The sequence below is a fragment of the Prevotella communis genome (assembly GCF_022024175.1).
Taxonomy (GTDB): Bacteria; Bacteroidota; Bacteroidia; order Bacteroidales; family Bacteroidaceae; genus Prevotella; species Prevotella communis.
In genome coordinates this window covers 2,053,551-2,067,528 of record NZ_CP091794.1, presented here as the reverse complement: position 1 = coordinate 2,067,528, position 13,978 = coordinate 2,053,551, and the positions used below count along the sequence as shown (strand labels likewise).

Genomic DNA, 13,978 nt, shown 5'->3' with positions numbered 1-13,978 from the left:
GCCGCTTTTGTTGTATTGCCTTTCCTTTATTTCAAAGGCTTGATGGCAAATGTGAAGTCATACTCCTTGAAAGGAACGCGATACTCATTGCGAGGCCATGCACCCCATGAGTTCACGCAACCCAGGCCCAACTGACGCTGCTGGATATGAACGCTGGTGTAACCTGACGGAACCAGGTCGCCACTATGACGTCCCCAAGCCTTGTCCTTATGAGGACCGTCGTCAAGCTGGCCAGTGGTGTAGGGCAGGGCAGAAGCCTCCATCGGTGCGTTGGAATAGAACTGCAGCCCCTTTCCGCTTTGGTTGATGACTGAGAACCAGCGTACGTCAACGTGGTTACCACTCTCCTGTGGACGGATATACTCAAAATACTCATCCTTCACGGCATTCCTATACACGCCCAGGAACTCAGAATCCTTACGGTCGCTGTAGGTCTCGACAGGACCACGTCCGTAATACTCCACCTGGTCGTACTGCTTAGGCATCTGGATACCCATGCCGAAGCGGAACATCTCACTCATCTTGGCTTCACCCTCAGGCTTCAGCTGCTCACGTACAATCACTTCACCATCAGCAGTGAGGGTGTAGGTCATTGTGAGGATGGCAAAAGCCGGACGACGCTCATCGCGGTTTCTTGGACCTGCCGTGCGAGTGGCGGGTTCGCGCAGCTCTATGGTGACGGTAACGGAATTGTCGCCTGTCTTGAAATCTTTCACCCTTGTCTCAGGACTCTTCCAGGCAGAGAAGCGATTCTGCAGCTGAGCACCATAGTCATTATCCGTTGGAGCACGCCAGAACTCAGGCACGATGCTCTCACGGAACTGCAGCATATCCTGACCATCCACAGTCAGGTAGTCTATCCATCCGTTCCAACGACCGATATAGAGATCGGTGCCTGCAGCAGAGAGTTTCACGTAAGTGTTGGTCTCTTCCTTCAGAACCTCAGCTGTCTCCTGTTTCAGTTCAGGATACTTGTACTCGTTGATGCAGAACTGCTGCTTTGCCAGTACCTGACCTTTCTCTATGAGAGGTGCGCCGTTCTTTGACTTGAAGTAGAACGAAACGAAAATCTCGTTGTCACCATGATGACCCAATACGCGCTCAATGACCTTCTGCATCTCTTCAGAGGTGATCACCTTGCGCTGCTGTGGCTGGATGCCACTGATATCGATAGTGCCTCCGTGGCCAAAGGTCATGCCGCTGGGACGATTAGCACTCTCATGGTGATGACTGCCTGCGCCACCTACAAACCATTCCAGTTGCAGGTCGTCGAGCGTCTTGAAGAAATTCTCGTTGTAGATCTCAAACTTACCAGCTTTCAGGTCTACATCCTTCACCCATACGCTCTGATAGTAGTAGCCTACCTCGTAGGCATGAGGGTTCAGGCGACGGTCTGGTGCGATGATACCATTACAGTTGAAGTTATAGTCGGAAGCAGGATACTTACCGTAGTCGCCACCATAGGTAAAGATGGTGCGTCCTGTCACAGGACTCTTGTCGCGCATACCCTGATCCACGAAGTCCCAGATATAGCCACCCTGATATTTCGGATACTTACGTACCAGGTCCCAGTATTCCTTGAAACCACCCATGGAGTTACCCATGGCGTGGGCATATTCACACTGGATGAGTGGACGGGGATTGCTGCCCTTCGAGTAAGCCTCACAACCCTCGTAGCCATAGTACATCGGACAGAAAATGTCTGTCTTGCCGTTCTGGCCAGCCTGCTCATATTGTACAGGACGAGTCTTGTCGGTAGCCTTTATCCAGTCGTAAGCCTTCTCGAAGTTGGGACCATAGCCCGCCTCGTTGCCCAGGCTCCATACGATGACAGATGGATGGTTCTTGAACGACATGACATTACCCTGGTTGCGCTCCAGGTGCATCTTCTCAAAATCCGCGCGCTTAGCCAGTGTGCGCTCTCCGTAGCCCATGCCGTGACTCTCCAGGTTGGCCTCGGCAGTCAGATAGATACCATACTCGTCGCAGAGGTCGTACCAACGTGGATCGTCAGGGTAGTGGCAGGTGCGCACGGCATTGATGTTCAACTGCTTCATAATCTTGATGTCCTGGATCATACGCTCTATCGAGACGATATAACCGCCATCAGGGTCCAACTCATGACGGTCGGCACCTTTTATTAATATAGGCTGACCGTTCAGCAACAGTTGACCGCCCTTGATTTCAATATGACGGAAACCTACGCGCTGACGGATGACCTCAAGCACCTTGTCGCCCTTCTTCAATGTGATAATCACGTTGTAGAGGTTGGGCACCTCGGCCGACCAGGGCTTTACGTTCTCAAGACTTACCTCATTGCCGTTCTTGTCTTCCAGACGCTGCTCGATGGTAGTTCCCTTCGGCGCTTTTGCGTCAATTTTCAGTACACCTTTGCCAGCAACAAAGTCCTGGCTGACTGTCAAATCCTCGATATGCATCTTCGGACGGGCATACAGATATACCTCGCGAGCAATACCTGTAAAGCGCCAGAAATCCTGGTCCTCCAGGTAAGAGCCGTCGCACCAGCGCATCACCTGCATGGCAATCAGGTTCTTGCCTTTCTTCAGGTACTTGGTGATGTTGAACTCGGCAGCTACCTTTGAATCCTCTGAGTAGCCTACGAACTTACCGTTGACCCATACCTTCAGGTTGCTTGTTGCCGAACCCACATGGAAATAAACCTCCTGTCCGTTCCAGTCGCCGGGCAGGTTGAACTCACGTCGGTAAGAACCCGTGTAGTTGTTGGTCTCACCGATAAAGGGAGGATTACTGTTGAATGTGGTACCCCATGAATAACCCACGTTCTTGTAGGTCTTGTCGCCATAGCCCTCAATCTCAAAGAGACCAGGTACGGGGAAGTCCACCCATTTCGAATCGTCAAACTTCAACGAGAAGAAATTGGCAGGTGCCAGGTTGTGGTCCTTCACGAAGTTAAAACGCCATTTGCCTTCCATCGACAAGTATCGACCCGACTTCGTCTTGTCGTTTGTCTTAGCCAGTCCGGCATTCTCGAAAGCAAAGAAATCTGCACGACGCGCCTCACGGTTAATCTGGTTGACTGCCGGATTCTTCCATTCCGGTTCCGCGGCAGCAAATCCCTGTGCCGTTGTCAATAGCGCTAATGCTAAAAAGAAATGTTTGAGCATAAATAATTAATGTAGTTATTGATAGTTTACTATTTCGTGCAAAGTTACGAAATTATTTCCGATTCTGATTCAATTTGTAGAATAATTTTTATACCTTTGCACGCACAATAACGAAAAATCGCATGAAACATAAACTTAACATCATTCCTTTGCTCCTTGTAACGGTAGCTTTCGGCCTGATAGCGTGGGCTCTGGTGCACTATGAGGAGAACTATCTCTGGAAGGTCCAGGAGTTGAACCTGTTCCTTGATACAGCATTGTTTTTTAAGCAGCAGATGGTCGTTTCGGGTGGCATCCTGACGTATCTGGGTACCTTCTTCACCGACTTCTTCTATCACTCGTGGCTTGGCGTGCTCATCCTGTGTGCCTGGTGGGCTGTGCTGCTGGTTCTCTCGGCCCTTACCTTTAAGGTGCCGTTGAAGTGGCTCACGGTTTTGCTCGTTCCTGTGGCATTGTTGCTTCTGAGCAATGTGGAACTGGGCTATTGGATTTATTACCTGAAACTGCGAGGCTATTTCTTTGTGGCCACCATCGGCCTTACTGCCGGCATCGCCAGCGTGTGGGGCTTCAGGTGTCTGCCTAAGATGGTCCGTCCTGCGTATATTGTTGCCGGTTCGGCCGTGCTTTACCCGCTGCTGGGCTTTTATGGCTTGCTGGCAGTGGCACTCATGGGTCTGCTTTCCTGGCGCCTGAAGGACATGTCCCTGAAACTGCGACTCCTGAATTCCTTCCTGGCGTTGGCCGCAATCATCGTTGTGCCGATGATCTATTATCAGCAATGCTATTATCAGACCAATTCCGAGGATATCTATTTCACGGCTCTTCCACTCTTTGAGATGGACGATTTCTTCGCCAGCTATTACATCCCCTTCATCCTGCTCACCGTCTTCTATGCCTTGATGGCGCTCAGCTATGGCCTATGGGGCAGCGGACAGGTTCGTAAGCCTGTCATCTGGGGCCTGGTTCAATGTTTGCTGATAGGCGGTCTTGTGTATGGCGTTCAGAAATACTGGTATAAGGACTATAATTTCCATAAGGAACTGGCCATGAACCGCGCTATGGAGGCTGACGACTGGAATGGCGTGATCCGTGAGGCCGCCAACCTGCAGGATGAACCTACCCGCAGCATCGTGATGATGAAGAACCTGGCGCTCTTCCGCCTGGGACGCCTGGGTGATGAGGCCTACTATTATCGTCAGGGAGCCAAGGCCAGCAATACCCCGATAGACATCCGTATGACGCAGGTCGTTGGCCGTGATATCTACTTCTATTATGGCCAGTTGAACTTCTGTCACCGCTGGTGTCTGGAGGATGGCGTGGAGTATGGCTGGCGTGCCGTCTATCTGAAGTACATGATTCGTTGCTCGTTGATGGACGAGGAATATGAGGTGGCTGCAAAATACATCAATATCCTGAAGCACACGCGCTATCATAAGGCGTGGGCCGAACAGCAGGAGCAGTACCTGCATCATCGTGAGAGGTTGAAGGCCAGCAAGGAATACGGCCCATTGTTCCATCTGCGTGATTTCAAGGATCAGCTGAGTAGTGACAACGGACTGGTTGAGTATTTCCTGATGCACCTTCTGGTCAATGTTGAGACGGATGATCCTGAGATGCAGGAACTGGTGCTCTTTGCTGCCCTTTGGACCAAGGATATTCCTACCTTCTGGCCCAGGTTCAATAAGTATGCCGTTCTGCATCAGGGTAAGCTGATGCCTCGTCATTATCAGGAGGCTGCCTATCTCTATGGCAATCTGGAGCATCAGGTTGATATCAGTCGCATGCCTTTCGATGCCCAGGTCAAGGAGGACTACGAGAATTTCATGAAACTGGCCCAGAGTTGTGCCGGCATGACGGAGGCCCAGATGCGTCCCGTCTTCTATCCCCGTTTTGGTCATACGTTCTACTATGACTATTTCCTTATTAGAAATCAGAAGTTGTATTGATTATGAAATATATCCATTTATTGTGCCTTGGGGCACTCCTGGCGTTGGCCTCATGTGGAACGAAGGTTCCTGACAGTTTTATCGAAGACGAGCATTTGCCTAAGATATATCCCGACTATACGGATGTGACCATTCCTGTGAATATCGCTCCGCTCTCGTTCCAGTTGGAGCAGGAGGCCGACGAGGTGGTGACGCGTTTCTCCTATGGCGATATGGAACTGGTGTGTGGCGGTGTCAAGGCCCAGCCTTCTGTTGATGACTGGCATCAGTTGACAGCTGCTGCCCAGGGCCACGATATCACCGTTGAGGTCTTTGCCTGCAATGGCGGACAGTGGAAGCGCTTCAAGCCCTTTGCCTATCATGTGTCTGCCGACAGTATTGACGCTTATCTCTGCTATCGTCTTATCTCTCCTTCCTATGTCACCTACGAGGAACTGACGCTGAATCAGCGTTGCCTTGAGACGTACGACGAGAAGGTGATGGTCGACAATCTGCTGTGCAGCACCGAACAGGACGGACAATGTGTCAACTGCCACAATTTCCAGCAATATAATCCTGAACGCATGCTCTTCCATGCCCGTCAGAATCATGGTGGCACCATCATGGTCTATGATGGCAAGGTCAGCAAGGTCAATATGCGCAACGACTCCCTGCTCTCTGCAGGTGTCTATCCCACCTGGCATCCCACATTGCCCTTGGTGGTGTTCTCTACCAACAAGACGGGACAGTCGTTCCATACGCGCCATAAGAATAAGATTGAGGTGTTCGATTCCGCCAGCGATATCATAGCCTATGATGTCAGGAACAACGAGGTGACGAATATCGAGAACGACTCTACTGAGTTTGAGGTGTTCCCCTTCTGGGCACCCGATGGCAAGAGCCTCTATTATTGCAGCGCACATTTTGAGTTCCGTGATACGGTGTCCAAGGATGTAGAGGTTATCCGCCGCTATAGCGAACTGCATTATAATATCTATCGCAAGTCGTTTGATGCCGAGACGATGACCTTCGGTCCGCGCCAGCTGGTCTTCGATGCCGATACCCTTGGCAAGAGTGCCACGCTGCCTCGTATCTCGCCCGATGGACGCTTTCTGGTCTTCACCCTGGGTAACTATGGCTGCTTCCATATCTGGCACCACGAGGCTGATCTCTGGATGCTCAATCTTGCCACGGGTGAGTGCAAGCCTATGGAGGGTATCAACTCCGACGATACTGAGAGCTATCACTCTTGGTCCAGCAATGGACGTTGGCTCGTAGTCAGCACCCGACGCGAGGATGGTAATTTCACCCGTCCCTTCTTTGCGCATGTTGACCAGCAGGGTAGGGCATCCAAACCCTTTGCGCTGCCTCAGGCTGATCCCGACTATCATCGTCAGTTCATGAAGAGCTATAATATCCCTGAATTCGTATCCGGACCCGTGGAAATAACACCCCAGCGTTTTGCAGATGTGCTGAAGAATGACGAGGGTGAACCAGTAAAATACGTCCGAAAATTGAAAAATATTCACTAATAATTCAGAAAATCCAAAAAAATGCACCTATTTTGAAAAAAATACCTCAAAAAAATTGGTGAATATAAAAAAAGTGCGTACCTTTGCACCCGCAAACAAGGAACGAGGTTCCGTAGCTCAACTGAATAGAGCATCTGACTACGGATCAGAAGGTTGTGGGTTTGAATCCCGCCGGAATCACATTCAAAGGTTTGCGACAAAGGAACGGAGGTTCCGTAGCTCAACTGAATAGAGCATCTGACTACGGATCAGAAGGTTGTGGGTTTGAATCCCGCCGGAATCACAAAGAGAGGTATTTTGAATATCTCTCTTTATTTTTTTATTTATTAACAACCATAGACGCGATATTTTTACCAAGTTGAGCGTATATATAAATAAAGGTACTACAACTTAGATAACCAAATATGAAGAAAACCATTACAACCATTCTGCTGGCCCTTTTCACTCTGACGGGCTGGGCACAGACGAAAGTGTTTACTCCTGAAAAGTCAGACACTATTGATTTCGTAATAACAGGTAAGACGGCCCCATCTGCTGAAAGCGTGATGTTTTTTACCGTCGCACCTATACGAGGTAATCAGACAAAAGCTAAGGTTGGACAGGATGGTAGTTTCCGCATTACAGGCAGGCTTCCCTATGGAACGTTTGTACAGTTGGGCGACGGTTTGGGCAACGACCAACGCTTCATCATCGACGAGACACCTATCCACTTTGATATGCTCAAAGGTGTTATCACTGGGTCACCGCTCAATAACAAAATGAACCTGTACCAGCATCGCGAATGGGAACTCGAGAAGCAATTAGATGCCATCATTGACAGTCTGCCCGAAGAAGCCAGAACCATCGTTGAGGAAGGCGCATTGGGAAAATCGTCGCCAGCTGAGTATGAGCCTTATAAGAAAGCAGTAGAACAGTTAAAGGGCTACCTATCACAGTACGAAGAGATAAAGGCGGCTGCTATCAACGACAACCTCGATAATATCATTCCTGCCTATTATCTTCATGTAACCCTTGGAGATATGACATATGATGAGCTTTCAAAATACCTGAAAGAAGACCGTGCCTTTGCCCACCATCCGGCCATGGAGAAAGTCTGGAAATACTATTGGGGATTGGAAAAACGCGCTGTAGGTCTTCAGTATCATGACTTGGAGTTGCCTGACACAACGGGTATATCTCACCGGCTTTCGGAATACGTTGGAAAAGGTCATTATGTCTTGCTTGACTTCTGGGCTTCGTGGTGCGGTCCCTGCATGGGCGAGATGCCGACAATGAAAGAGATATACAATACATATGCTGCCCGAGGCCTGCAAATGATTGGCATTTCCTTCGATTCTAAACGTGACGCATGGCTTAATGCTATCCGCCATCTTGAACTACCTTGGGTTCATCTCTCCGACCTGAAAGGCTGGAAATCTATTGCATCCGAAACCTATGGTGTTCGTGCTATTCCTGAAACTGTCCTCATCACCCCAGATGGAAAGATTCTCGCCATAGGACTACGAGGCCAAGAGCTGAAGGAAAAGCTCGCAGAGATATTTGATATCAAATAAAACCCAAATATGAAGAAATCAATCCTTATCTCGTTGTTTGCCCTTGTCACTCTTACGGGCTGGGCGCAAAACACTTATACAGTGAGTTGCGACGTTAGTCTGCTGAATGAAGAGTATGCTAAGGAAAACGTCAAGATTGACAGCTTCTACCTGGCCGACTTCGTCAATCAGGAGCCTATCACGGAGAAATGTGCCCTGCAAGGCAATAAGATTGCTATCAGCGGCAGGGTGGAGAAGCCCCAGATAGCAGCCCTGCTGCTGGAGTCACAGATCCAGAACGGTGTCCGTACTAATCGCTTCCCGCTTATCCTCGAAGCAGGTGATATCGTCATCACGCAGGACGACTGGATGTCGTGCCGTGTAGGAGGCACCCCGCTCAATGATGCCTTGTTTGATGCCACGCGCGAGATAGGCAAAGCCAGTGAGGCTGGCGATAAGGACAAAGCCGTTCAGCTCACCAAGGATTATATCCTTGCCCATCGCAACGACCTTACCGCGGCGCTGATGCTCACGGCATTGCCCCATTCTACGGTGCCCGAAGCCAGGAAGGTGCTGGCACTCATCAGCCAGTGTGGCGAGGTTGTACAGCAGCATCCTGTCACCGTTAAGTACGTGGAGAGGCTGAACACGCTGCTTACCCGTCCGCAGGAGGGCGAAAGGTTCCGCGACTTTGCCGTGGAGTACGACGGCAAGACCGCCCACCTGAGCGACTATGTGGGTTGCGGCAAGTATGTGCTCGTTGACTTCTGGGCCTCGTGGTGCGGTCCCTGTCGTGCAGGAATCCCCAAGGTCATTGCCTTGCACGAGAAGTATAAAGACCGCAATTTTACAGCCCTTGGCGTAGCCGTGAAAGATAAGCCCGAGGCCACGCTGCGTGCCATCAAGGACGATGCTATCCCTTACCCCCAGATCCTCAACTCGCAGGCCGTGGCATCCGAACTCTATGGCATCGACGCCATCCCTGAACTCATCCTCTTTGCTCCTGACGGCACCATCCTTGTTCGAGGCAACAACCGTATGGACGCTATTGAGCAAAAGTTGGCTGAAGTCTTCCCTGAATAACCATACTCGTCTGGGCATTGGTGGATAGGATGCTGAATACCTACTTCTGATTAATCTGCTTTGGCAGTTCATGATAGGTGCGTAATACTTAAAACACTCGATTTTAGGTATTGCGCACCTTTTTTATTTGCCGTACCTTTGCACCGTGAAAACAACCATGGTGCAATTTTAATTAAGACAAGACATATGAAAATTGAAAAGATTCATGCAAGAGAGATCCTCGATTCAAGAGGTAATTACTGCCGTGGGCGACGAGGGTGGCTATGCACCTGATTTTGACGGCATTGAGGATGCACTCTCTCAGCCGACGAGCAGATTGCCTATCTGGAACAACTCATCACCAAGTATCCTATCGACTCTATCGAGGACGGACTCGACGAGAACGACTGGGACAACTGGGTAAAACTGACCGAGAAGATTGGCGACCGCATGGCCAAATACAATCAGCTCATCCGTATTGAGGAGGAACTGGGCGATACGGCTGCCTACGGCTACAAACGACTGAAATAACGTATTGTTAGCTTTTTTAGAATAAATCATTTGTGATAAATGGTTTAAAATTCGCTTAAATTGGTCGGAAATCTGATATTTAATAATTTTTGAACCACTTATAACAAATATTCAACATATATCTCAACCTTTTTTCGTACCTTTGCAGTACATAAAAAGATTTTTAATGGTTAAGGTTTATGGTTGATTAATTTAGTTATCGGGAAAGGTTCGCTGTGAAGCGAGCCTTTCCTTTTTTTTTGATGGAATGAAAAAGAGCCACGCGGTGTGGCTCTTCCTGTAATTAACTATTTCCCCATTTTAATGTTTCATGTTTCATGTTTAATGTATTACATGCACGAGGTTACGCCCAGTGCCGTTGCTATGGCCGACAGCACACTAATGGCTGTTTGAATCGCGAATTTCCAAAATGTCTTGTTCTTCATAATGATTTGGTTTTTGATTTCACACCGATAGATTATTTAAGTTCACACAGAAACCACAGATATCACAGAAATTGGCTGCGCCTCCAGTATTTGCATAGCAAATAGAAATCACGGAAATCTTTCGACCACGGATTAATCGGATTCAGCGGATAAAGAATCGCTGGCGATTCTCATTTCTGTGATTTCCGTGATTTCTGTGTGAGATTATCACCTCTGCGCGAGGCTTAAGGATTGACGGGACCGCCGCCGTTGCCAGATTCGGAGCTAGAACCGCCTCCGTTGTTCCCTGACTCCGTGTTTCCGTTCTCAGCGGTCTCTTCACCCGTCAGCTCGCTGTACAGCTGGGTGCTCAGCGTAGCGCCCTGTCGCATGGCGGAAGCCTTGTAGGCAGACTTCTTGCTCTGGTCGGCCAGGAAGGCGATGCCCAGGCGGGTGACGTTCTCAGAGGCGCTGAAGTCCTTCGCGTCAGCAACGCCCTTGGAGGTGAGGACAGGGTAGAGGGTACCGATGCCGTCGAGCTTCACCTTGTAGCCGTCGGCCAGCATCTCCTGCATGCAGCTCTTCAGCTTGGTGATCACACCGATGACCACGTCCTCGGTATAGATACTGCCGTGCTTCATGATGTGCTCGGCCATGTCGGTGAGTCGCAGCGTGCCGCGATAGATAATCTTACCGTAGGTCTTCTTCACCTGCTGGCGCTGCTCGCCCTTCTTGCCCACAGTTACCTTGCGTTCTACCTTCTTAATTTCAATTGTTCCCATAGTTTTTAATTTTGAGGTTTAAGGTTTGAGATTTGAGATTTATTTGTGTCGTTTTGAGAGAAACGGCGTGTTGCTTTCAGCGAGCCGGCGTTTTGCTGTCAGCGATACGGCGTGTTGCTCATTTTTGACATTGCAAAGGTACTACATTTCCATTGCGGTCTACGAATACATATCCAAGATTATTTTGTCTATTTTTGTGTCTTGCGCGGTCATTTGGTCATTTGGTCATTTGTCAAAATCGAAAACTGACTGTCAAAATCCGCCACTATAATATAAATATTTATATTTATATATAGTGAGCAATGACCGCGTTCCCGAAATTGATTTTGACCAAATGACCTTGACCAAATGACCACAATATTTTTTTTCCGTTCTACCACAAATAGAGCGGGATTTTTTGTACCTTTGCAAAAAATATAAGTATTTGATACCGATAATATGAATAATCTACAACTTATTATGAAGAGGTTCCTCCTATTGGCATTGCCAATGATGCTTATGTCATTCGTGTTTTGTGGATGCGGTGACGACGATGAGAAGACTGAGGTCATTTCTGATGGCGAACTCATCAGTAAAGCTATCGGTACATGGATGTGCGTTAAGAGCACCGACACACAGCAAGGTCATTCTTATGATGGTCTGATGGTAGGTAAAGAGGTGACGATCAACGCTGGCGGCACATATACATCTACCGCCCAATCCTTTGGTTATACCGGCACCTATTCTGTCAATGGCAACACCGTTACGGTCAAAAGCAACAGTGGAGGCACTTTTGTTATTACCGTGACCTTCAGCGGGAAAAGAATGATATGGGAGGGTGCTGCAAACAATGGCGTCACCTTTAAGTATTATTTCGACCGTGAGAGTGATGACGATAGCGGTGTCGTCCAGCCTGTGTTGACGTTTACTGATGATTTGATTGCAGGAGACTTCTCATGGAAGGTCAAGGACTTTACTATCGAAAAGGGCAGAAACTCATATATCCAAAAAGATAAGGAAATCTCATTTAAGAAAGACGGTTCGTGCGTAGGTTTCCACTCTATGGAGGACGCATGGCTCATCAAAAACGGCAGAATAGAGACCTATCATAAGCAGACGAGCGAGCCGATGTATGTCTACACCTTGCTCTCGCAGAAAGATAGCACCATAAGCGTGCGCATGGAGGGCACACTTGATGACGAGCTCAAGGCAACTGTCGTGTTAACCAAAGTGGTGTATCAAAGCATGGATGCGACTATTACGGAGGATTATCAGTCAAATATTTTTGCGCTCCGTGCTCCTATTTATGCCAGTTGCGCATCATTTGTTGAGGGACAACTGCAATTGGAGGCAACCAGATCAACCCCTAACACAGTACACCAGATATCTGCCCAGAGTCCTGTAGTCAGCAATACATGGCAGGCAGCTTATAGCACCATAAACAGAATCAACTACACTCTAGAGATGGCAGAACGAGGTGATCTTCAACTAAATCAGCAGGTTACGCAATTTTTAGCAGAAGTGAGAGCCATCAGGGCCTTTATCTATTATAACCTTGGCATGCTGTGGGGTAACGTCCCCGTTATCACTCAGGCAATCATGTCTTCAGAACAAGCTAGCAACATACCGCAACGCAGCCAAAGTGAAGTCTTTCAACTGGCATACAGCGATATCTGCAATGCTTTGGGCAATCTCCCTGAAAGTAATTATCAGAATGAAGGAAAACTTTATTTCAATAAAGATGCCGGCAAGATGCTAAAAGCAGAGATTGAACTGACTTTGGGAAGCAAAAGCGCGGCTCAGAATACGTTGAACCAGATAGACAAGGATTCGTATATCTATCAGACGAGGTCTGTTCTTCAAACTATGGAAAGACCTGTTATCTGGGCAATGGCTCAAGCTAGCTCGGGACCATATATCCCTGTTTATACTATCACCCATCATCAGTTGTATCTGTATGAAATTACAGGCAGAAAGGATGGATTAGTATTGGAGACTAACGTTTCATTAGGTGATGGAGGTGCCACTTCAGGCCCAGAGGGTGTTGCTGCAGAATGGAAGAAATACACCTATGCCGACTTTGGGTACTGGGCTGCTCTTAAGCGTTTAGGTCAGGCACAATCTGTTACGGGTTGTTTCGACTATGAGTTACTGATGCCAATTCCTTATGTGGATATCATGTCAAATCCCAATATCACACAAAATCCCGGATACTAGGATTCGATTCAATTTTTTTATAAATATTTTTCCCGTTCTATCCACAAACAGAGCGGGATTTTTTTGTACCTTTGCAGGTAAATTATTGGTTCTATTAAGGTAAAAAGGTAAAAATGGACAAGGATAAGGAAATTCCGAAGGTGTTGCAGAACGAGGTGCAATACCAGGACCTCTTCTTTTATCAGAAGACAGAGGTGCTATATGCGCTGACATATCATTTTGCCAAGCGCTTCCTGCCTGCTAAGGCTGACCGCACTGTAGATCAGATGATACAGGCGGCACGCTCGGGAAAGCAGAATATCATAGAGGGATTTGCCGATGGCATGACATCCACAGAGCTGCAGCTGAAACTGCTGAATGTGGCACGCTCGTCGCTAAAGGAACTGCGCGCAGACTATGAGGACTACCTCTGCACGCGTCATCTTACCGTGTGGGATAGTGGTAATCCCCGCTACGACACGCTGCTGAAGTTTTGCAGGCAGCATAATAAAGTGAGCGACTATGAACCCTATTTTGAACGGTGGGGCGACGAGGAGCAATGCAACGTGGCGCTGACCCTGCTGCACATGACAGACAAGATGATGAAGACCTATCTGAGTGGCCTTGATAAGCAGTTTGTCACTCAGGGTGGCATCAAGGAGCGTATGTATGCGGCCCGCACGGGCTACAGAAAGGGCATAGACGAAGACCTGCAGCGGCTGAGGGAAGAGAACAAGAGCCTGCGTCAGCAGGTGCCTATCCTGGAGCAGCGCATTGAGCAGCTTCTCAATGAGAAGCGCCATCTGGAGGTGCTGCTGCGGCAGGAAAGGGAAAAGAGAAGAGGATAAAGGAAACTAGTTTTGACTAGTCTCAACTAGAATCAAATACT

The 13,978-nt window shown here is 48.5% G+C and carries 9 protein-coding genes, 2 tRNA genes and 1 pseudogene; 9 read left to right on the top strand and 3 right to left on the bottom strand.

The window, feature by feature from the left end:
* Window positions 1-26 precede the first annotated feature (26 nt).
* On the bottom strand, window positions 27-3,146 hold the full coding sequence (locus L6466_RS08525; protein ID WP_431356491.1) for a glycoside hydrolase family 2 TIM barrel-domain containing protein: 3,120 nt from the start codon (window positions 3,144-3,146) through the stop codon (window positions 27-29).
* 122 nt (window positions 3,147-3,268) lie between these two features.
* On the opposite strand from L6466_RS08525, the gene L6466_RS08520 reads away from it, so the two are divergent.
* The 7 genes and pseudogenes from L6466_RS08520 to L6466_RS08490 form a co-directional block, all read left to right on the top strand.
* On the top strand, window positions 3,269-5,092 hold the full coding sequence (locus L6466_RS08520; protein ID WP_237812911.1) for a DUF6057 family protein: 1,824 nt from the start codon (window positions 3,269-3,271) through the stop codon (window positions 5,090-5,092).
* A gap of 2 nt (window positions 5,093-5,094) precedes the next feature.
* Window positions 5,095-6,603 carry a TolB family protein gene (locus L6466_RS08515; RefSeq protein ID WP_091815876.1) on the top strand — a complete coding sequence of 503 codons (1,509 nt, stop codon included), beginning with the start codon at window positions 5,095-5,097 and terminating at the stop codon, window positions 6,601-6,603.
* 106 nt (window positions 6,604-6,709) lie between these two features.
* Window positions 6,710-6,783, top strand: a tRNA-Arg gene (locus L6466_RS08510).
* 29 nt (window positions 6,784-6,812) lie between these two features.
* A tRNA-Arg gene (locus tag L6466_RS08505) sits at window positions 6,813-6,886 on the top strand.
* Between the two features lie 121 nt (window positions 6,887-7,007).
* On the top strand, window positions 7,008-8,156 hold the full coding sequence (locus tag L6466_RS08500) for a TlpA disulfide reductase family protein (RefSeq protein WP_237803196.1): 1,149 nt from the start codon (window positions 7,008-7,010) through the stop codon (window positions 8,154-8,156).
* Window positions 8,157-8,165: 9 nt separating this feature from the next.
* Complete coding sequence (locus tag L6466_RS08495; protein WP_237803198.1) at window positions 8,166-9,218, top strand: TlpA disulfide reductase family protein; 1,053 nt, start codon at window positions 8,166-8,168, stop codon at window positions 9,216-9,218.
* Window positions 9,219-9,411: 193 nt separating this feature from the next.
* A pseudogene (locus tag L6466_RS08490) lies at window positions 9,412-9,728 on the top strand (hypothetical protein); the annotation flags it as partial.
* Window positions 9,729-10,057: 329 nt separating this feature from the next.
* On the opposite strand, the gene L6466_RS08485 reads toward L6466_RS08490, so the two are convergent.
* The gene (locus L6466_RS08485; RefSeq protein ID WP_176757075.1) at window positions 10,058-10,153 is read right to left on the bottom strand and encodes a smalltalk protein; all 96 of its coding nucleotides are present in this window, start codon (window positions 10,151-10,153) and stop codon (window positions 10,058-10,060) included.
* A 224-nt stretch (window positions 10,154-10,377) separates the two neighbouring features.
* Window positions 10,378-10,914, bottom strand: coding sequence for an HU family DNA-binding protein (locus L6466_RS08480; RefSeq protein WP_237803200.1), 537 nt, complete (start codon window positions 10,912-10,914; stop codon window positions 10,378-10,380).
* 459 nt (window positions 10,915-11,373) lie between these two features.
* On the opposite strand from L6466_RS08480, the gene L6466_RS08475 reads away from it, so the two are divergent.
* Together L6466_RS08475 and L6466_RS08470 are read left to right on the top strand one after the other, a co-directional pair.
* Window positions 11,374-13,110, top strand: coding sequence for a RagB/SusD family nutrient uptake outer membrane protein (locus L6466_RS08475; protein WP_237803201.1), 1,737 nt, complete (start codon window positions 11,374-11,376; stop codon window positions 13,108-13,110).
* 113 nt (window positions 13,111-13,223) lie between these two features.
* The gene (locus tag L6466_RS08470) at window positions 13,224-13,937 is read left to right on the top strand and encodes a four helix bundle suffix domain-containing protein (RefSeq protein WP_237793111.1); all 714 of its coding nucleotides are present in this window, start codon (window positions 13,224-13,226) and stop codon (window positions 13,935-13,937) included.
* The last annotated feature ends 41 nt before the right edge of the window (window positions 13,938-13,978 follow it).

Bases quoted from the DNA above. Each gene is read 5' to 3' on its own strand.
- L6466_RS08525 (WP_431356491.1), bottom strand. From the start codon at position 3,146: ATGCTCAAACATTTCTTTTTAGCATTAGCGCTATTGACAACGGCACAG.
- L6466_RS08520 (WP_237812911.1), top strand. From the start codon at position 3,269: ATGAAACATAAACTTAACATCATTCCTTTGCTCCTTGTAACGGTAGCT.
- L6466_RS08515 (WP_091815876.1), top strand. From the start codon at position 5,095: ATGAAATATATCCATTTATTGTGCCTTGGGGCACTCCTGGCGTTGGCC.
- L6466_RS08500 (WP_237803196.1), top strand. From the start codon at position 7,008: ATGAAGAAAACCATTACAACCATTCTGCTGGCCCTTTTCACTCTGACG.
- L6466_RS08495 (WP_237803198.1), top strand. From the start codon at position 8,166: ATGAAGAAATCAATCCTTATCTCGTTGTTTGCCCTTGTCACTCTTACG.
- L6466_RS08485 (WP_176757075.1), bottom strand. From the start codon at position 10,153: ATGAAGAACAAGACATTTTGGAAATTCGCGATTCAAACAGCCATTAGT.
- L6466_RS08480 (WP_237803200.1), bottom strand. From the start codon at position 10,914: ATGGGAACAATTGAAATTAAGAAGGTAGAACGCAAGGTAACTGTGGGC.
- L6466_RS08475 (WP_237803201.1), top strand. From the start codon at position 11,374: ATGAAGAGGTTCCTCCTATTGGCATTGCCAATGATGCTTATGTCATTC.
- L6466_RS08470 (WP_237793111.1), top strand. From the start codon at position 13,224: ATGGACAAGGATAAGGAAATTCCGAAGGTGTTGCAGAACGAGGTGCAA.